Here is a 19,547-nt window from a genome sequence, read left to right on the forward strand (position 1 = left end):
CTCACCGGACGCGGCCCATCGGGCCGCGCCAGGATCAGTCGATCACCCGGACCTCGCTGAAGCTCGGCAATCCGCCGTTCCAGTGCATCCACACCGCGAAGGCCTCGCCAACGATGTTTTCCTCCGGCACGAAGCCCCAGTAGCGGCTGTCGTTGGAGTGGTCACGGTTGTCGCCCATCATGAAATAATGCCCCTCGGGCACGCGCAGTTCGCGCATCTGCGGCCCTGGGTCACGAAAATCATTGTAAATGGGGTGTGTGGTATCGCCCAAGCTTTCCTGGAGCAACACCTCTTCGAGCTGGTCGGTATCGCTTTCATCGACCAGTTGCTTGGGGACCGCCTCACCATTGATATAGAGCTGCTTGCCCTCGTAGCGAATGCGATCACCCGGCAGGCCAATCACCCGCTTGATGAAGTTGACCGAAGGGTCCTGGGGAAAACGAAACACCATCACGTCTCCCCGCTCAGGCTCGCCAATATCGATCAGCTTGGTGTTGGTCACCGGCAGACGCAGACCATAGGTGAACTTGTTGACCAGGATGAAATCGCCGATCTCAAGAGTCGGGCGCATCGACCCCGAGGGAATCTGGAAGGGCTCGACGACGAAGCTGCGCACCACCAGCACCACCAGCAGCACCGGGAAGAAGGAACGCGCATAGTCGACGAGCCAAGGCTCCTTGGCGCTCTTGACGGTGCCCTTATCCGCCGAAGCGTATGCCACACCGCCCTCTTGACTGCCTGAGTGGTGGCCAGATTCGTGACCAGACCCATGCGCCAGCTCTTGCCCTTCGCCGGCGGCGAGCGCCATGCGCTGTTGGCGGCGCTTGGACCACCAGACACTGTCGAGCAACCAGATCAACCCGGTGACCGTGACGGCCACCACCAGCAGAAGCGAAAAATCCATTTGTCAGTGTTTCCTAGTCGTTCACCTTGAGCACGGCGAGGAAGGCATCTTGCGGGATCTCGACCCGACCCACCTGTTTCATGCGTTTCTTACCCGCTTTCTGCTTCTCGAGCAGTTTCTTCTTGCGGGATGCGTCGCCGCCATAGCACTTGGCGGTCACGTTCTTGCGCAGTGCCTTGACCGTCGAACGGGCCACGACCTGTCCGCCGATCGCCGCCTGAATCGCAACGTCGAACATCTGGCGCGGGATCAGCTCTTTCATCTTTTCGACCAGCAGGCGACCACGGGAATGAGCATGATCACGGTGGATGATCACCGCAAGGGCATCGACTCGATCGCCGTTGATCAGCACGTCCAGGCGAACCAGCTTGGCGGCCTCGAAGCGCTCGAAGCTGTAATCAAGTGACGCATAGCCCTTGGTGATCGACTTCAGACGGTCGAAGAAGTCCATCACCACCTCGGACATGGGCAGTTCGTAGGTCAGCTGAATCTGACTGCCCAGGAACTGCATGTCGAGCTGGGTGCCGCGGCGCTGCTCACATTCGGTGATGACGTTACCGACGAATTCCTGGGGCACCAGAATGCTGGCCCGCACCACCGGCTCACGCATCTCGTCGACGTTGGCCATATCCGGCAGCTTGGAGGGGTTGGAGACGTAGTTGACCTCGCCGTTATCCATCGCCAGTTCGTAGACCACCGTGGGCGCCGTGGTCAGCAGGTCGAGATTGTATTCCCGCTCCAGGCGCTCCTGGATGATCTCCATGTGCAGGGTGCCGAGGAAGCCGACACGAAAGCCGAAGCCCAGAGCGTCAGAGTTCTCGGGCTCATAGCCCAGGGATGCATCATTGAGTGCCAGTTTTTCGAGGGCATCGCGGAAGTCCTCGTAGTCATCGGCGCTGACCGGGAACATGCCCGCATAGACCTGCGGCTTGACCTTCTGGAAGCCTGGCAGGCGCGGCACATCCGGCGTCTTGGTGTGGGTGATGGTGTCACCCACCGGAGCGCCATGAATATCCTTGATGCCGGCGACCACAAAACCGACCTCACCGGCCCGTAGGATGCCGGTTTCCTTGCGCAGCGGCGTGAAGATACCCACCTCGCCGACCGGCCAATCGCGGCCTGTCGAGGTCATGCGGATCTTTTCGCCCTTCTTCAGGGTGCCGTCGAAGACCCGCACCAGCGAGACCACGCCCAGATAGTTGTCGAACCAGGAGTCGACGATCAGCGCCTGCAGCGGTGCGTCCCGGTCTCCCTTGGGTGCCGGAATGTCGCGCACCAGACGCTCGAGCAGGCCTTCCATGCCCATGCCGCTCTTGGCTGAAACCTGACAGGCATCGGTGGCGTCCAGGCCGATGATCTCTTCGATCTCCTTGCTCACCTTGTCCGGGTCGGCCTGGGGCAAGTCCATCTTGTTGAGTACCGGCAACACCTCGAGACCCTGCTCCACGGCGGTGTAGCAGTTAGCCACGGACTGCGCCTCGACCCCCTGACCGGCATCGACCACCAGCAGTGCGCCCTCACAGGCGTAGAGCGAACGGGAGACTTCATAGGAGAAATCGACGTGCCCCGGGGTATCGATGAAGTTGAGCTGGTAAGTCTTACCATCTTCAGCCTGGTAATCCAGGGTGACCGACTGTGCCTTGATGGTGATGCCACGCTCGCGCTCGATATCCATCGAGTCGAGCACCTGCTCCTTGAGCTCGCGATCGGTCAGGCCGCCGCAGATCTGGATGATGCGATCCGAGAGGGTCGACTTGCCATGATCGATGTGGGCGATGATCGAGAAGTTACGGATCAAGCTCAGGTCTTTGCTCGTTGCGTTGTTGCTCATGCACAGTCATCCGGTTCTTGGTACGCATCCCGGCGACCATCGGGCAAGGCCCGATGGGTGGGGCGTCTTGAAAAAGAATGCCGGCATTGTACCGGCAAGGGCTCGACAGGAACAGCGACGCCGCCGGGAAGGTCCTTCCAACGAACGACGGGGCCCGCAGGCCCCGTCGATGGTGTCGAGTGAGGTTACTCGTCGGCCTCGAGCCGCAGCGCGACATACAGGGAGCGGCCCTCACGATAGAGGCGCACCGGCACGGCGCGGCCAGCTTCCAGAGAGTCGATGACCGACATCAGCTGTTTCGGCGAGGAAATGGCCTGATGATCGACAGACACCAGCACATCTCCCGGGCGAATGCCCGCCTGCTGAGCGACGCCACCGGGTTCGACCGATTCGACACCTACGCCGCCGTCGATACCCAGGCGCTCGAGGATCTGATCATCGAGAGCGCTGACGGTCAGTCCCAGACGCGTCTGGCTGTTGCTGGACTGGCTAGAGGCCTGATCGCCATTTGGCGCATCCGGCCAGTCACCGACGGTGACCGTGATCTCACGCTGGCGGCCATCGCGCATCACGTCAAGGTCAACGTCGTCGCCCGGGCGCACCCGTCCAATCAGTCGCGGCAAGGTGCTGGAGCGGTCGACGTCCTGACCGTTGACACCCACGATCACGTCGCCGGCTTCCAGGCCATCGCGAGCGGCAGGACCCTCGGGGTCGAGATCAGCGATCAGCGCCCCATTCTGGCCATCCAGACCGAAAGACTCGGCCAGGTCCTGCGAGACCGGCTGGATCACCACGCCCAACCAGCCGCGGCTGACACGCCCTTCGCTCTTGAGCTGGTCGGCGACGTCCATGGCGACGGTGATCGGAATCGCGAACGAGAGGCCCATGTAGCCACCGTTACGGGTAAAGATCTGCGAGTTGATGCCCACGACCTCACCATCGAGATTGAACAGCGGCCCGCCGGAGTTACCCGGGTTGATGGCCACGTCGGTCTGGATGAAGGGCACGTAGGCGTCGGACGGCAACGTGCGGTTGATGGCACTGACGATGCCAGCGGTCACCGAGTGATCGAAACCGAAGGGCGAGCCGATGGCCGCGACCCACTCACCCACCTCAAGGGTATCGGAGTTACCGATCTCGAGCGTCGGCAGGTTGTCGGCATCGACCTTGAGGAGGGCCACGTCGGTCTTGGTATCAGCCCCGACCAGCTCGGCCTTGAGCTCCCGGCGGTCATTGAGACGCACCAGGATCTCATCGGCATCCTTGACCACATGCGCGTTGGTCATGATGTAGCCGTCTTCGCTGATCACGAAGCCCGACCCCAACGACTGACGCTCGTGTTCCTGCTTCTGGCCACCACCCGGCATGGGCAGCTGGTCGCCGAAGAAGCGCCGGAATATCTCGGGAATATCCTCACCGCCGGGGCCGTGATAGGAGAAACCGCCCGAGGAGACGGTGCGCGTCGTCGAGATATTGACCACACCCGGGGCGGCCTGATCGACCAGCTCGGTGAAGTCAGGTAATTCCCGAGCCTGGGCCGAGGCACAGGCCAGAGACAGCATTAACAGCAAGGCAAACACGAAAGAATGGCGAAGTGTGCGTTCCATAATCACTCCTGCAACAGCATGGAAAGGCAATGCGTGGATCGGCAATGGTGAGTGCCAGCGACCCCGCTTCGGCGGAGTCTCGGCCATTCCTATGAACTATCCCTAATATAATCGTTATATGTTGTTGGCTTAGCCGGTGCTCACGGCGGCGAAGGGTCGAGTAGCACCGGTCGATAGACGGGAGATTGGTACCTACCCCACAGGGCCAGGCCGAGCACGCCGCAGGCAAGCCCGGCGAGAAAGATCACCGGCACCAGCGGGTGGCCGGGCTTAAGCCAAGCCTCGGCCGCGCCACCGGCCAGCAATGACGTCGCCAACGGCAGGCCATAGATCGCCAGGGCGCCTTCCAGGAAACGCCGAGCCGGCAGGCCAATACGTACTGTCTGCCCTACCGAAAGCTCAGATGAGGTCGCGATGGTGAACTGCCGGGGACGAACTTTGCGCTTGGTGGCCAGCAGGCCTGTGCCGCAGCCCTGTCGGGAAGCACAGCCCGCACAGCCGCTCTGGGTGAGCACGCTGACACGGACACCTTCCGGCAGGAGAGCATCGACCCGTGCCGTGGCGTCGAGCCAGTGTCCCGAGTTCATGCCAACGCTGAGGCTCATGGCGCTTCCTCTGGGGTCAATTCGTCGTTCGAAGCCTCGCCGCTGCGCGCTTGGCTACTGCTCTCGGCACCGGTAAGGCTCACCTGCTCGACCACCCTGATCAGAACGTCAGGCGGCAACTCCCCCATTGCCACCACCTGCATGGGCTGGCCGCCCAAGACCATATGCCGGACCGCCGCGTAAGAGATGCCAAGGCGGTGCAGGCCAGGAGCTAGGGCAGGACGCTCGGGGTCGAGAGGCTCGACGAACATGCTGAGGCTGGAGAGGCCATCGCTGTAGAGGCGGTGATGCACCGCATCGGCATGACGGGCATCGGCCGTGGCCACCGGCTGAGGGACGAACCCGGGCGGTAGCCAACCGGGCTGCCAGGCATCGTTGGGCGGGGTGCGCACCCGGTCCATTTCGATCCGACCCTCAAACACCGATGGATGTTCGATGTCGGTGATCTGGAAGGTTTCGAGTACCCGCCCTTGGGTGTCGAGCAACATCTGCTTGAGGGGCAGCGCCGTCATCTTGTCGAGCCACAGACGCTGCCCGAAGCGCATATCATCGAGCGGCTCGATATCCAGACGAACGGCGGCACGGCCGGCAATTCGCTCCTCGCCGCCAAGGCTCAGACGATAGTGGTCACCAAGTTTGGCCATGATCGCCTGTGGCGAGGCCGGCGCCTTGGCGTCGCCTGACGCCCAGCCGCCGCGACCGATTCGGCCACGGCGCTCGAATATAACGGGGTCGCCATCCAGAAAGCGCGCCACCTCATGCTCGACGCCGTCACGGATATTATGGGTCAGGGCCAGCGTCCGCACACCGTCGCTGCCGATGCGCACGGCACGCGCCTTGAACTCATAGCAGTGGTTGGCCCAGAGACTGCGGTCGAACCATTCACTGGCCGTGGTCGGCGCTGACTGCTCCAGCAGTCGCTGGCAGTCATACCCATCGGCTGCCTCATCGGCCGCCAGGGCCGACGTCATCGGCCAAGCCATTGCCAGCAAGGCCGAGAACGTCAACACGTGGGAAAGCGATCGCCGGCGAACGAGATCTCGGCTCATGACAGGGGGTACCAGCATCAACGCAGGCCCAGCGACTCTTGGCCTGAAGCCCTCAGCAGCGGCATCCAGGCATCGCCGCTGCGATATGCCGCGCCTTCCGCATGGCGGTCGAGGTAGGACTGCAGCAAGCGGGCCTGCTGCTGATCGCCGCGCTGCGACTGACGAACGCTGGGCGCCATCATCATCGGTGATTCGACGGTGGCTCCGACATTCATCAAGCCACGGTCGGCCGCGGACGACTGAAACAGCGGCAGGTCGACCAAGGACGGTCGCTGTATCTGATTAGAGACGCCACTGCCCCCGCTCGGCGCGCTGACCAGGCCAGACTGCCCCGGCTGGGCACGCTCGTCGGACGAGTTATAGAACTGTACGCCGGTAATCACCATCAACGAGACCGCGGCCGCGGCAGCGGCACTGCCGGCAAAGGATCCAGCACGGGAAAACAGGCTGCGCGACAGCGCAACAGGCACTTCCATTTCCGGTGACGGCTCATCGGCGAGCCTCGCCATGATGCCTGCCGACAGATCGGTGGACACGTCGATGTCCCGGTCACGCTGCATCAGGCTGCGAGCCAGATGGTAGCGGCGCCAGGTCTCGGCGACCTCAGGAGACTCGTCCAGCGTCTTGAGCACCCGAGGAAGTTCGAGATCGTCTGCCTCGCTGTCCATCAAGGCAGACAATGACTCCTGTGAATTCTGATTCATCACTTACACCCTCACACTTTAAGGCGTGTCGCCCTTAGATCAGTTGTCGACTCGAGTGGTGACAACGTGCCTTTACGACCTGCCTACCCGGATGAGCAAGACGGTTATCGTCAGACCATCTCTTCTCAGGCATTGCCACCGCAATACATTCGACCCATGCATGTGACGCCACAAGGCGACAACAGTTCAGCCTCGGGGTCAAAAATGCTGGCATCGATTATTCATGCACCATGTCCTGCGTCCTGGCGGTCACCACCAGCGGCTGGATATGGCGATCGACGGCCTCACGCGCACGGAAGATACGTGAACGCACCGTGCCAACCGGGCAGTCCATGATGTGGGCAATGTCTTCATAGGACAGGCCATCGAATTCACGCAGGGTAATCGCCGTGCGCAGATCCTCTGGCAGGTTCTCGATCGCCTCGAAGACCGCCGCTTCCAGCTGGTCACGTGCGATGGACGCTTCCGGTGACTCGATATCGGACAGCCGACCGCTCTGATCGATGATCTCGGCATCGACAATGTCCATATCACTGCCCGGAGGACGTCGCCCGCGGGATACCAGGTGATTCTTGGCGGTATTGATGGCGATACGATATAGCCAGGTGTAGAAGGCGCTATCGGCACGAAATTTACCTAGCGCTCGGTAGGCCTTAATGAAAGCCTCCTGCGCCACATCCTGGACCTCGGCGTGGTCATGCACGTAACGGCCGATCAGGCCAATGATCTTGTGCTGATACTTCTTTACTAGCAGGTCGAAGGCCCTGGTATCTCCCCGCTGAGCTCGTTCAACGAGCTGCTGATCGGTTTCCCGGGTATCCATTCAGCCCCCCTTTATGCAGGCAGGGCGTACAATCGACGCGCCGAGGGGCAGCCCCACGGGGAGGCACCGTCCGAGGGCCGAACTCTCGGTGAACGCTGGAGGCAAACAAGCAGTCATAACGTCTATGTGGAAACCTGGTGGCATTCGATGATGATTATCCGTCAGTGTTCCTGTTTATTGGCATTCCATCAAGCACACAGCATGCCAGCGGTAACGAACCGCTGGGACAGCAGTCACCGGCAACGAGTTCCCTGTCGCCGTTGATTTTCACTAGGCCCGCGGGCGATAGTAGATGTCTATTCATCATTTTCACGCGCGTATTCACGTCACAGGTAGCGGCATGTCACAACAGCAGGTCAACAACCTCAACGTCCTGGCCCAGGATGTCCTGATCACCCCCGAGACGCTCAAGCAGGAAATCCCCCTGACCGACGCCGCCGAACGCACGGTCATCGATGGCCGCGAGACCATCCAGCGCATTCTGGATGGCAGCGATCCCCGACTGCTGGTCGTCGTCGGCCCCTGCTCCATCCATGACGTGGACGCGGCGCTCGATTACGCCCGCCGTCTGCGTCGCTTGGCTGATGAGGTCAAGGACAGCCTGTACATCGTGATGCGGGTCTACTTCGAGAAGCCGCGCACCACCGTCGGCTGGAAAGGCCTGATTAACGACCCGCACCTCAACGGCTCCTTCGAGATCGAGGAAGGCCTGCACATTGCGCGCCGGCTGCTAGTGGAGCTCGCCGAGATGGGCCTGCCGTTAGCCACCGAGGCCCTCGATCCGATCTCCCCGCAGTATCTTCAAGACTGCATCAGCTGGTCGGCGATTGGCGCCCGCACCACCGAGTCCCAGACCCACCGCGAGATGGCCTCCGGCCTCTCCTGCCCGGTAGGCTTCAAGAACGGCACCGATGGCAGCCTCGACGTGGCGGTCAACGCCCTGCAGTCGGTGGCGCACCCGCACAACTTCCTCGGCATCGACCAGGCCGGCCAGGTCGCGATCATTCGCACCCGCGGCAACGCCTATGGCCATGTCGTGCTGCGCGGCGGCAACGGTAAGCCCAACTATGACAGCGTCAGTGTGGCGCTTGCCGAGAAGGAACTGGAAAAGGAAGGCATCAAGCCGAACATCATGATCGACTGTTCGCATGCCAACTCCAACAAGGATCCGGCGCTACAGTCACTAGTGATGGAAAACGTCACCAATCAGATCCTCGAGGGCAACCGTTCGATCATTGGCCTGATGGTCGAATCTCATATCGGCTGGGGTAGCCAAAAGATCAAGGGCGACAAAGCAGACCTGACCTACGGCGTCTCGATTACCGATGCCTGCATCGACTGGGACACCACCGTTTCCACCTTCACCGCCATGAACGAAAAGCTGACACCGGTACTGGCCAAGCGTCGTGACTAGTGCTGTCCGATGCGCATCCAGCATTTGCCGGCATCGGCTTTGATATGAAAACGCCCGCGATCATCGCGGGCGTTTTTCATTACCTGGCTACGTCTGCCGTTTATTTCCCACTTGGCCTCCTGGCCATGGAACCCGTTGGGGCCCCTATCCCTGACAAGCGACCTTTTCCAAACTCAGCTTCCAAACTCAGCAAGCGCCACTGCCGAGACGCCTCAGCCGCCCTGCACCACGCCATCGATCTCGCGGGTAAAAGGCGGCAGACCGTCGAGCAGCGCCTGGCCATAGCGGCGCGTCAGCACCCGCCGGTCGAGAAGCGTAATGCGACCGCGATCGTCTTCCTTGCGAATCAGTCGACCACAGGCCTGCACCAGTTTGATCGAGGCATCCGGCACGGTGATGCGCATGAAGGGATTGCCGCCACGGCTCTCGATCCATTCGGCCAGGGTCGCGCCCACCGGATCGTCGGGGACCGCGAAGGGCAGACGAGTGATCACCACATGGGTCAGGTACTTTCCAGGTAGGTCGATGCCCTCGGCAAAGCTCGCCAGGCCGAAGATGATGCTGCCCTCCCCCGCGTCGACCCGGGCGCGATGGCGCTCGATCAGCTCGCGCTTGGGCAGTCGATCCTGGGCCAGCACCCGCTCGCGATAGGCTCGCGGCAGCGCCTTCTCGACGGCGCGCAGCTGGGCCCGCGACGAGAACAGCATCAGCACGGCTTCGTCGTCCCCTAGCCCCTGCACGAAGTCGACGATGGCACGCTCGTGACCCTCACGATCGCCAGGATCTACCGCTTCGCGGGGAACGCTCAGCACCGCCCGGGAATAATCGAAGGGACTCGGCAGACGCTGATAGCGGTAGCGGTTGGCGAGCCCTGCACGCTCCTGAAGGCGCTCGAAACGCCCCAGGGCGGTGAGGGTCGCCGAGGTCACTACTGCGCCATGACAGCTGCCCCACAGGGTGCGTGCCAGGGTATTGGCCGCCGAGACCGGGCTGGCCGCAAAGACCAGCTCCGGCTCGCCGCTGACCTGTTCGAAGCTCAGCCAGCGGGCCCGCGGTGGCTCCTGGGTGTCATCGACCTCGCTGAAGGCCAGCCACAGGGCGTGGGCCTCGAGGGCGCGGCCATGCAACAGGGCGATCAGCGGCAGCCAGGGCTCGGCCTGCTCACGGGGCAGCCCGGTGGATTTCTCCGGATCGAGGCTCTCGCGCAGGATATCGGCCATGGTCTCGAGATTGCGCAACAGCTCGGCGAAGACCGTCACCAGGGCACCGGCCTGCTCGCGCAGCGCCTCGGGGGCGCGACCCATGTCGAAACGCAGCTGGCGAGTCTCTTCACCAGCGCCATTGGGCAGTTCGGCGAGCTGATGGCCAAGCGCGAAGACCTCGCCCAGACGTGGCTCAAGCGCGGCAATCGCCTCAGGGAAGCCGCCCAGCAGGCGCGCCAGGGTCGGTTGAACGCCGAGCGCGGTATTGAGCTCTGTCAGCGATTTCTTGAGCGTGCGCAGCCAGCGCAGGGCGCCGTTGACGGCGAAGCGATGGGTGAAGTGGCCGATTGCCTTGTCGGGCAGATGATGCCCTTCGTCGAAGACGTAGATGCAATCGGAGGGGCTTGGCAGCACCGCGCCCCCGCCCAATGCCAGGTCGGCGAGCACCAGGTCGTGGTTGGCGACGATGATGTCGGCGCTGTCCAGGTAGCGTCGGGCGCGGAAGAAGGCGCAGGCGCTGAAGTGGTCGCAGCGCCGGTTGGTGCACTGACGGTGGTCGGTGGTCAGGCGCCGCCACTGAGGGTCGGCGATGGCCACCGGCCAGCTGTCGCGGTCCCCTTCCCAGCGGCCGTTGCCGTAGGACTCGGCCAACTCCTTGACCAGCGCATGAAAGTCGTCGCCGTCGCGGGACTCCATCGCCTGCTCGAACAGCGACAGGGTGGGGTTGTCCTCGACGCCATCCAGCGCCTGTTCGAGCTTGGCGACACAGATATAGCGACCGCGCCCTTTGGCCAGGGCATAGTCGAAGTCGAGACCGCTGTGCTTTTTGAGGGCCGGTAAGTCCTGATGAAGCACCTGCTCCTGCAGCGCCACGGTGGCGGTGGAGACCACCAGCCGCTTGCCGCGCGCCTTGGCCACTGGAAGCGCCGCCAACAGGTAGGCCAGGGTCTTGCCGGTACCGGTGCCAGCCTCGAGCACGCAGACGTGCTCATTGGAGGTCCGCTTGCCGGCATCATCGGCCTGAATCCCCGCCAGAGTGCGGGCGATCTCGGCGATCATCAGCCGCTGACCGTAGCGCGGCGTCAGCTCGAGGCCCTCGAGAACCCGCCGGTAGGCGGTCTGGATGTCGCCCTTGAGCGCCTCGTCCAGCATCGTCGATATCGTCCTTACGGCCTTCGCCGTTACAGCGTGCCTTCCGGCGGGTGCTCGCAGGGCAGTTTGTCGTTGATGTAGCGCTCGATCTCGGGCAGCGAGAAGGCGTCTTCCTCACCCACGAAACTGATCGACACGCCCTTGGCGCCGGCGCGACCGGTGCGGCCGATGCGGTGCACGTAGTCTTCTGGATCTTCCGGCAGGGTGTAGTTGATCACGTGGCTGACGTCTTCAATGTGAATGCCGCGACCGGCCACATCTGTCGCCACCAGCACCCGCACATCGCCTTCGCGGAAGCGCTCGAGGGTCTCGATGCGCTTGGTCTGCGGCACGTCACCGGAGAGCATCGCCACGTTGACGCCAGCTTCACGCAGCAGGTCGTCGAGCTTGCGCACCAGATCACGACGGTTGCAGAACACCATCACCCGCTCGAGGCTGTCGTCCTTCAGCAGGTTGATCAGCAGGCGTGACTTGTCCTCGTCGCTGACCAGGTAGACGTGCTGGTCGATGTCGGCCGCGTTGTCGACGGTGACCTCGATCTCCACATGCGCCGGGTCCTGAGTCCACTGGCTCGCCAGATTGAGGATATCCGGGGTGAAGGTCGCCGAGAACAGGAAGGTCTGACGCTCTTCCTTCTTGGGGGTGTGGCGAATGATCCGCTTGACGTCGGGAATGAACCCCATCGACAGCATGCGATCCGCCTCGTCGAGCACCAGCACCTCGACCTGGGTGAGGTCGACATCACGCTTCTCATGGAAGTCGAGCAGCCGGCCTGGAGTCGCCACCAGCACATCGACCTTCTTGGCCAGCTGATCGCGCTGCTCCTGGTAGTCCATGCCACCGACGACACTGGCCACATTCAGCTTGGTAAACCGCGCCAGAGCCTTGGCATCCTTTTCGATCTGCAGCGCCAGCTCACGGGTCGGTGCGATGATCAGGGCGCGCGGTGCTCCGGGCTTCTGACCGTCGGGCGTCTCTTCCTCGAGGAAGTAGGCCATCATCGAGATCAAAAAGGCGGCGGTCTTGCCGGTGCCGGTCTGCGCCTTGCCGACCACGTCGCCGCCCAGCAGGGTCTGGGCCAACGCCTCGGCCTGAATGGGCGTGCAGTACTCGAAGCCCAGCGCATGGATGGCGCGCATCAGCGGCAGGGGCAGGTCGAAGTCGTGGAAACGCCACTTGCCCGCGACGGCAGGCACCTGGAACTGGCGAATGTCCCAGTTGGACTGTGACTTGCGCGGTTTGCGGCGCCGACGCTTCGGCTTGCGGGTCTGCGCCGGGGCGGGATTCTGTTCCGACTCGCTCATAGGCTGTGCTTAGGTCCCAATAACAGTGGATGTGATGCACTGACGCCAGGGTCAGGCCAGTTCCGGGTGAGGTATTGTACCAGCCCTTGACCGTCTCGGCTTGTCCGGGTGACATCTTGGCCAAGCAGGATGCCCCTTTGGCCGACGTTCGACGAAGCCAAGCTCGACGGCGCGATAGGCGATGACGCGCCAGGATGGTGAACGTGGATCTGCTGGCCGCTGCCGATGGCGCCCGGTGATTGCTGTTGATAGCGCCCGGTGATTGCTAGAATGGCCGTCGCTCAGGAAAGGACACGATGTCATGACACGCAGAAAGAAGACTCGCTCGCTGGCCGACAAGGTCACGATTCGCACCGGCCGGCGCAAGGATTACAAGCAGTGGCGCCACGACCATCCCGATGAGGTCGCTCCGTCGCGCCGCTTCACCGCCAAGAAGCAGGACCAGCGCAAGCAGCAGGCCGCCCGCAAGCTTGAGCGCATGCAGCGGGCGCAGTCGATCGAAATTCATCCGGACAAACACTCCCGACCCGACGGCGAGGACAAATAATGCGGCTGGTGTCGTTCAACATCAACGGGGTGCGGGCACGCCCGCACCAGCTCGAAGCCCTGGTTGCGTCCCACGCGCCGGACGTGATCGGGCTGCAGGAAACCAAGGTTCAGGACAGCGAGTTCCCCCGTGCGGCCCTGGAGGCGCTGGGTTACCACGTCTATTTCCATGGCCAGAAAGGCCACTATGGCGTGGCCCTGATGTGCCGCCAGGAGCCCGAAGAAGTCCATTACGGTTTCCCCGACGATGACGACGACGCCCAGCGGCGCATGATCGGCGTACGGCTGCGACTGGCCGATGGTGAAAGCCTTACCGTGTGGAACGGCTACTTCCCCCAGGGCGAGAATGTCGAACACCCCACCAAGTTTCCCTACAAGGAACGCTTCTACGCGCAGCTCTCGCGGCTGCTCGAGGAAGACTGCCAGCCGGACGAGCGCATCGCCATCATGGGCGACTTCAATATCTCGCCTGAGGATCGCGACATCGGCATTGGTGAATCCAACCGCAAGCGCTGGCTGCGCGAAGGCAAGACCAGCTTCCAGCCCGTCGAGCGCGGCTGGCTGACCCGGGTCAAGGACTGGGGCCTGACCGACAGCTATCGCCTGGTGCATCCGACCCGGGACGATCACTTCAGCTGGTTCGACTACCGCTCCAAGGGCTTCGATCGCGAGCCCAAGCGCGGCCTGCGCATCGACCACATCCTGGTCAGCCGCCCGCTGATCGACAAGGTCACCGATGCCGACATCGACTATGACCTGCGCGGCATGGAAAAGCCGTCAGATCACGCCCCGGTGTGGACCGAACTGGCGCTCTAGCGCTGATTGCCGCCCCGCCCTGGCTCGTCGTCTCGGCGAGCCATGACCCGCCTCTCAAGCTCTCCTGCTAGGCTACTGCGTTGCCACCGGATGCTGATCGAGGTAGCTCAGCCAGGCGCTGGCCTGCTCGCTACCCAGGGACTGCGCCCGTGACAGCGCCTCGCGAGCGGGCGCATCCTTTCCCCACCTCGCCGCCAGCTGGCCGATATATAGCCAGTCCTCAGCCTCGCCGCTCTGCTCGGCGACCCGTCGCCAGGCCTCAAGAGCCGAGGGGCGAACCCGCGCCTGCTGATAAGCCGTTGCTAACAGCCGCCGATGCGCCAGGCTGTCGCCAAGCCGGCCTTGCTCAAGCGCGGCCTTCAGCAGCTCAGCGGCACGCGCCGGAGTGCCGGCCGCCAGATGTAGCCGAATGCGTCGCTCAAGTGCGGCTTCGCCTTCGAGCACACCCTGGCGCCAGCCGGCTTCCCAGAGCGCGGCGGCGTGAGCGTGCTGCCCCAACCGCTGAGCGAGCCCGGCGGCCCGCCGCCATGTATCGGGGTTCTCCGGTGCGCGGGCCAACAGCCGCTCGAGCATGCGCAGTGCCTTGTCATCCTCGCCGGACTGCTGATAGATGCTGGCGGCCAGCATCAGGTGTGCGTCGCTCGGCGAGTCATCGCGCGCCAACCCTGCAGAGACCGAACCCTTCGCCGCCTCCCAGCGCTCTAGTCGCGCCTGCGCGCCGGCGAGTTGCCAGTAATCTGCGACGTCGCCCGGATGCTCGCCAAGCCAGTCTGACAGCAGGTCTGCCCCCCTAGCCTGCTGTCCGCCGCCAAGGCGCAGACTCGCCTCCCGGTGCTGCCAGTGCGCCCGCATGTCCGTGCCGATGCCGCGCACCGCTCGGGCCTTAGCGATGTGCTCGGCGGCTTCGACATAGGCTTTGCGGTGAACGGCGGCCTCGGAGGCCAACTGCAGATAGAGTGCCCGCGCCCAGCGATCGGCGGCGTTGCCGCCCGCCAGGCGCTCGGCCTGGGACAGCGCGCGCGCCTCAAGCGCCCTGATATCGCCAGAGCCGTCGGCCGCCTCGAGGTCCTGCTCGATCGACTCAATATCCCGCAGGATGCCGCCGGGCAGCGCCGGTGCGGCAAGGCAGGGGGCCGCGACCGCAATGGCCGTGAACAGCAGCGCTGCCAGCACGCGACGCATGGCAGACGCCGACGTTGTCATAGGCATGAACATGGACATGAGCACCGGCATGTACATCACCTCAGCTGGAATTCCAGGCGTTGACGAACCCGCCGCGACGAGCCGGCCGCAGGAAATTCCCAGCCGGCAATGGCGCGGGCGGCGGCTCGGTCGAAGACGCGAGCGGGGTCGGCCTCGACTACCGTGATCGAATCCCGTTCGACCTCGCCATCGGGGCGGATGGTGAAGGCCACCACCACATGCCCTTCCAGGCCGCGGCGCCGTGCCCGCGACGGATACTCAGGCGGCACCCGGCGCGTCGGTCGCGGTGCGGCGCTGACCGCTTGCTGGCCGGCCGCCTCCGCCTCTTCACTGCTTGCACCACCCCCGCTGGCCGCTGCCGTCTTGGCCTCCTCGACGGGCTTGGCGGCGTCTTCTGGCGGCGCGGTTGACTCGACCGGCTCGGGGGCGGGCTCGGGTTTATGTTCCGGCGTGGGCTCCGGTGTCGGCTCTGGCGTCGGCGCCGGTTCAGGGAGCTGCTCTTCCAGGGGGGGAAGGGTCATATCGGCAGGCACCGACGCTTGAGGCATTGCTGGCAGCTCGGGCTCAGGGAGCTCGATCGAGCTTTCCACCTGAGGAGACGGCGCAGGGGCCGGAGGCGGCGGCGCTGTCGCTGGAGCCTGCGGCGCTGGGCGCGGTGCGGCGCTGGCTGACGGCTGACTCGGCGCCTCGACCATGGCCATCGGCACGGAAGGCATATCAAGCGTTGGCGTATCGTCCGGCGGAGCCACCAGCAGCGCCAGCAGGGCGAAGAGCCCACCGACCAGCATGACGCCCCCCAGAAAGGCGACGAGGTGTCGCATCAGGAGGCCTCTCGACTGGCCGCTACTGCCATATTTTCGACGCCGGCCTCGCGCAGGCTATCCATGACCTCGATCAACAGGCCGGTGGTGGCGTCACGATCGGCCTGGATCACTACCGCCCCCTCATCGGTCACAAGGCCAGATACGGTGTCGCCCAGGCGGTGCAGATCCACCGGCTGGCCGTCGACCCAGACCGCCCCCTCGGCGGTGATGGCCACCATCACCTGGGCATCCGGTCGCGGTGTGGCGGCACTCGATTCGGGGCGCTGTATCTCGACACCGCTCTCCTTGATGAAGGACGTGGTGACGATGAAGAAGATCAGCATGATGAAGACCACGTCGAGCATGGGGGTCAGGTTGACCTCGCCCTCGCTGCCATGGTCGCCCTCCAGGCGACGCCTACGCATGGGAGTCCTCCGTGGCGCGAGCCATCCGATCGTGGAGTTTCTGGTCTTCGCGACGAATGATGTGTTCCAGACGGGTAGTGAACAGAAGCCCCACCACCGCCACCGCCATGCCGACCAGGGTCGGCAGCGTGGCGCGAGCGACGCCGTCGGACATCGCTCGCGCCTGATTGACCTCGCTGAGCGAGAGGCTATCGAAGACGCTGATCATGCCGGTCACCGTCCCCAGCAGCCCCAGCAGCGGGCAGACCGTCACCAGCCACTTGAGCCAGGGCAAGGGGCGACGCAGCCGTGCGATCAGCTCGCGGGTCCAGGCCTCGCGCAGGGTAAGGGCGCTCCAGCTGAGATGATCGTCCCGCGCCACCCAGCGCTGAATCAGCGCCCGCCGTGCCCGCCGGTAGGTCAGGCGGAAATACCACCAGCGCTCCAGCGCCAGGCTGAACAGCACCACGGCTACCAGGGCGATCGCCACCAGCACCGGCCCGCCGGCGCGAAACAGCCAGCTCAGCGGCTCAAGCCAGGTTGGCATGGGTCGCGGATCCTTTCTTGTTCATTTCAGCCGGGCTCGCAGCGGCCGGCGCGAGGCGCTCGGCAAGGGCGGCACTGGCGCGGCCTTCGATCACCCCGACCAGCGCACGACTGCGGCTTGAGAGCGCCGTATGAGCAAACAGCAGCGGCACCGCAGTGATCAGGCCCAGCACCGTGGTCACCAGCGCCTGGCTGATGCCGCCGGCCATCATCTGCGGATCCCCGGTGCCGAAGACCGTGATCGCCTGAAAGGTGCCGATCATGCCAGTCACCGTGCCCAGCAGGCCAAGCAGCGGGGCCACCGCTGCCAGCAGCTTGACCAGCGGCTGACCGCGTTCAAGCCGCGGCTGCTCGGCGAGCAGTGCCTCATCGAGGCGGGCCTCGAGGGCCTCTGGGGCATGATCACGGGACAGCGAGGCCAGGCGCCGAATCACTCGGCCCAGCGGATTGTCATCGTCGGGACGGCCAAGGTCCCTGAGCTGGCGACGCACGGCCAGACTGACCCAGACCAGGTAAGCGTACTGAACGATCGCTGCCAAGAGCCCCAGCGCCCCCAGAGTCACGACCACGTAGCCGACCACGCCGCCCTGTTGGAAACGTTCGAGCAGGCTCGGCTGCTGGGCAAGCACCTCCATTACCTGGCCCTGGGACGGGTCCATCACCACACGATCCCCACGGCCGGCCTGGAAGTTCTTGAGCGTTTCTGCAGCGGCCCCGGGCGTGTGAGCGCTCGCCGACAGCTGCCCGTCGGGGCCGGGACGATGCAGCAGTTGACCGTCGCTGAAGGCCAGCATGTCACCGACACGAATCACCTCCCGCGGCCGGCGTTCACCGCTCGCATCGGCCACCAGTGCGGTAACGCGCTGGGCCTGGGCGCTTGCCACGGTCAGCGACATCAGGCTGTCGGCCAGGGCCTCGAGATGCTCAAGACGTGGCAAGGCATCCTTGCCCAGTCGCGGCGGCAGGCGGGTATCGCCCAAGGTCAAGAAGCTGTCGGCGAGGTCATCACGCAGTGCGCTGGTCTGGCTCGCCAGCGTGCCGGCAATGGCATCCAGTTCGCCCCCCGCCTGACCACGTCGCTCGGCCAGCGCCTCGCGCCGGGCATCGAGTTCCGTCTGGCGAGCATCGAGACGTTCGCGACGCACCCGGGCCTCTTCCAGTTGCGACGTGACCTCGGCCAGGCGCGCCGACAGGGCATCGCGATCCTCGATCAGCGCCGACAGACGTGCCCGGTCGCGCGCCTCGGCGGCTTCGCGCTCCGCCTTGAGCGTCTGGATGGGCGAGGCCGAAAAGCCCTTCTGAGCCTGGTCCTGGGCCAGAACGTTCTGGACTAGAACGATCTGCATCAGGCCGAGAGAAACGGCGGCAACGGTCATGCGCAGGAGTCGCTTCATGCGTCACCCTCCTTCCCTGAGCGCTGATTCACGGCTGTCGAGGACGTTGACATGCGCGGGGCATCACTGACGGCCTGGGATATCGGCAGCGTCAGCAGTTCCGGTGCACGCTGATCGCGGGCAATCCGCAGCCCCTTGTCGAGCTCGGCCCGCTCGGCCCCATTGAGGGGCTGCCACTCTCCTGCCGCGGCCTTCCACACGCCGCCCTCTCGGCCATCAGGTGTCAGATAGTAGAGCCCGGCACGGCCGATACGCAGGAAATCGACCTCTCGCGACAACGATTCGTCTGCTCCCGCCTGTGAAGAGTCAGTTGGGGCATCATTCGCCCGGGCCTGCATCGAAGCGACATCCACAAGACCTCGCCAGGCATCCAGCTCACGACCGTAATCGAGCTCGCGCCGCCAAGCGGCCAGCACGCGATCGAGCGCCTCGGCGTGGCTCACCTCACCGTCGGCCAGTTGGGCCTCGAGGCTGTCCACCCGAGCCAGTCGCTCTTTCTTCAGGAACGGCAGATCCGCCTCGATCCACTGGCGCAGGCGTTCTACCAGGTCGCGAAGCATGCCCGGCAGCGCCTCGCGAGTGTCGCCAAAGGCGTCCAGAGCCGCTTCGCGCTCATCAAGCGTCGATGCTTGCTGATCGAGGCGCGGTGCCAGCTCGCGGTTATAGGCGGTTAACTGACGCAGCTCTGCTTGGCGCTCGCGTAATGCCTCGATATCGGCGCGAGTGGCGTCGTCGGCGGCATCGATGCGGGCTTGTAGCGCGGCCTGGGCTTCCTCGGCCGCCAGGGCCTCTTTGCTTAAGGTCTCTGCACTTAAGTTCTCTGCGCTCATGGCCTCATCGGCAGAAACCTGCGCGACCGGCGCGGCCAGGGCAAGCGACAGGGCCAGCCCTGCCTGCCATCGATTCAAGGTGTGTCGCACCATGTTCTCCTGCAAAGGGGTCGCAACAAGTGAATGACACGCTACCTCAAACAATAACAATTATCAATAACAGCCATAGCCTGAGCACTCGCTCTCAGGGCCGCGCAACAGGCCACCACATCGATAGAGCATACAAAAAAACCGGCCTCCCCGAAGGAAGGCCGGTCGCAGACGATCACGCCGCCATAGCGGCTTAGAGCTTGCTTTCGAGTGCCGGCAGCACTTCGAACGGGTCACCAACCAGGCCGCTGACTATCGAGAGCGCGACCTGGAAGATCCCGATCTTGCTACAGTTTGCTTTCGAGTTCCGGCAACACCTC

At 64.1% G+C, this 19,547-nt stretch carries 18 protein-coding genes; 3 read left to right on the plus strand and 15 right to left on the minus strand.

Going from position 1 to position 19,547, the window contains the following annotated elements; genetic code table 11:
* Positions 1-34 precede the first annotated feature (34 nt).
* The 7 genes from lepB to rpoE all read right to left on the minus strand — a co-directional run bounded on the left by lepB (position 35) and on the right by rpoE (position 7,523).
* Positions 35-904: a signal peptidase I gene (gene lepB / locus BCL93_RS01165; protein ID WP_112053279.1), complete on the minus strand. Its 870-nt coding sequence runs from the start codon at positions 902-904 to the stop codon at positions 35-37.
* Between the two features lie 13 nt (positions 905-917).
* Positions 918-2,735 carry a translation elongation factor 4 gene (gene lepA, locus BCL93_RS01170; RefSeq protein WP_112053280.1) on the minus strand — a complete coding sequence of 606 codons (1,818 nt, stop codon included), beginning with the start codon at positions 2,733-2,735 and terminating at the stop codon, positions 918-920.
* A gap of 185 nt (positions 2,736-2,920) precedes the next feature.
* Positions 2,921-4,342, minus strand: coding sequence for a DegQ family serine endoprotease (locus BCL93_RS01175; protein WP_112053281.1), 1,422 nt, complete (start codon positions 4,340-4,342; stop codon positions 2,921-2,923).
* Between the two features lie 140 nt (positions 4,343-4,482).
* Positions 4,483-4,947 carry a SoxR reducing system RseC family protein gene (locus BCL93_RS01180; protein ID WP_112053282.1) on the minus strand — a complete coding sequence of 155 codons (465 nt, stop codon included), beginning with the start codon at positions 4,945-4,947 and terminating at the stop codon, positions 4,483-4,485.
* Complete coding sequence (locus tag BCL93_RS01185; protein ID WP_258395872.1) at positions 4,944-5,996, minus strand: MucB/RseB C-terminal domain-containing protein; 1,053 nt, start codon at positions 5,994-5,996, stop codon at positions 4,944-4,946. Before BCL93_RS01185 ends, BCL93_RS01180 begins: the two co-directional genes overlap by 4 nt.
* A 17-nt stretch (positions 5,997-6,013) precedes the next feature.
* Positions 6,014-6,700, minus strand: a complete 687-nt coding sequence (locus BCL93_RS01190; RefSeq protein ID WP_112053283.1) for a sigma-E factor negative regulatory protein — start codon at positions 6,698-6,700, stop codon at positions 6,014-6,016.
* Between the two features lie 217 nt (positions 6,701-6,917).
* Positions 6,918-7,523 carry an RNA polymerase sigma factor RpoE gene (rpoE, locus tag BCL93_RS01195; protein ID WP_112053284.1) on the minus strand — a complete coding sequence of 202 codons (606 nt, stop codon included), beginning with the start codon at positions 7,521-7,523 and terminating at the stop codon, positions 6,918-6,920.
* Positions 7,524-7,863: 340 nt separating this feature from the next.
* On the opposite strand from rpoE, the gene BCL93_RS01200 reads away from it, so the two are divergent.
* Positions 7,864-8,937: a 3-deoxy-7-phosphoheptulonate synthase gene (locus BCL93_RS01200; RefSeq protein ID WP_112053285.1), complete on the plus strand. Its 1,074-nt coding sequence runs from the start codon at positions 7,864-7,866 to the stop codon at positions 8,935-8,937.
* A 212-nt stretch (positions 8,938-9,149) separates the two neighbouring features.
* Here BCL93_RS01200 and dinG read toward each other — a convergent pair whose 3' ends face one another.
* Both dinG and rhlB read right to left on the minus strand, forming a co-directional pair.
* On the minus strand, positions 9,150-11,291 hold the full coding sequence (dinG, locus tag BCL93_RS01205) for an ATP-dependent DNA helicase DinG (RefSeq protein WP_112053286.1): 2,142 nt from the start codon (positions 11,289-11,291) through the stop codon (positions 9,150-9,152).
* A gap of 29 nt (positions 11,292-11,320) precedes the next feature.
* Complete coding sequence (gene rhlB, locus BCL93_RS01210) at positions 11,321-12,595, minus strand: ATP-dependent RNA helicase RhlB (RefSeq protein WP_112053287.1); 1,275 nt, start codon at positions 12,593-12,595, stop codon at positions 11,321-11,323.
* A gap of 301 nt (positions 12,596-12,896) precedes the next feature.
* On the opposite strand from rhlB, the gene BCL93_RS01215 reads away from it, so the two are divergent.
* Positions 12,897-13,142, plus strand: a complete 246-nt coding sequence (locus BCL93_RS01215) for a hypothetical protein (RefSeq protein WP_112053288.1) — start codon at positions 12,897-12,899, stop codon at positions 13,140-13,142.
* Positions 13,142-13,957 (plus strand): exodeoxyribonuclease III, encoded by an 816-nt coding sequence (xthA, locus tag BCL93_RS01220; RefSeq protein WP_112053289.1) that lies wholly within the window; start codon positions 13,142-13,144, stop codon positions 13,955-13,957. The genes BCL93_RS01215 and xthA overlap by 1 nt, the downstream gene beginning before the upstream one ends.
* Before the next feature lie 72 nt (positions 13,958-14,029).
* On the opposite strand, the gene BCL93_RS01225 is transcribed toward xthA, so the two are convergent.
* The 6 genes from BCL93_RS01225 to BCL93_RS01250 are packed head-to-tail and all read right to left on the minus strand — an operon-like array spanning position 14,030 to position 19,230.
* Positions 14,030-15,190 carry a tetratricopeptide repeat protein gene (locus tag BCL93_RS01225; protein WP_181463003.1) on the minus strand — a complete coding sequence of 387 codons (1,161 nt, stop codon included), beginning with the start codon at positions 15,188-15,190 and terminating at the stop codon, positions 14,030-14,032.
* A 5-nt stretch (positions 15,191-15,195) separates the two neighbouring features.
* Complete coding sequence (locus BCL93_RS01230; protein WP_112053291.1) at positions 15,196-15,981, minus strand: energy transducer TonB; 786 nt, start codon at positions 15,979-15,981, stop codon at positions 15,196-15,198.
* A complete protein-coding gene (locus BCL93_RS01235; RefSeq protein WP_112053292.1) occupies positions 15,981-16,388 on the minus strand; it encodes an ExbD/TolR family protein in 408 nt (135 codons plus the stop codon). The genes BCL93_RS01230 and BCL93_RS01235 overlap by 1 nt, the downstream gene beginning before the upstream one ends.
* Positions 16,381-16,914 carry a MotA/TolQ/ExbB proton channel family protein gene (locus tag BCL93_RS01240; RefSeq protein WP_112053293.1) on the minus strand — a complete coding sequence of 178 codons (534 nt, stop codon included), beginning with the start codon at positions 16,912-16,914 and terminating at the stop codon, positions 16,381-16,383. The genes BCL93_RS01235 and BCL93_RS01240 overlap by 8 nt, the downstream gene beginning before the upstream one ends.
* Complete coding sequence (locus tag BCL93_RS01245) at positions 16,898-18,307, minus strand: MotA/TolQ/ExbB proton channel family protein (protein WP_112053294.1); 1,410 nt, start codon at positions 18,305-18,307, stop codon at positions 16,898-16,900. The genes BCL93_RS01240 and BCL93_RS01245 overlap by 17 nt, the downstream gene beginning before the upstream one ends.
* Positions 18,304-19,230 (minus strand): DUF3450 domain-containing protein, encoded by a 927-nt coding sequence (locus BCL93_RS01250; RefSeq protein WP_258395873.1) that lies wholly within the window; start codon positions 19,228-19,230, stop codon positions 18,304-18,306. Before BCL93_RS01250 ends, BCL93_RS01245 begins: the two co-directional genes overlap by 4 nt.
* Between the last annotated feature and the right edge of the window lie 317 nt (positions 19,231-19,547).

This window comes from Onishia taeanensis (assembly GCF_003268885.1).
In the GTDB taxonomy this organism is placed as follows: domain Bacteria; phylum Pseudomonadota; class Gammaproteobacteria; order Pseudomonadales; family Halomonadaceae; genus Onishia; species Onishia taeanensis_A.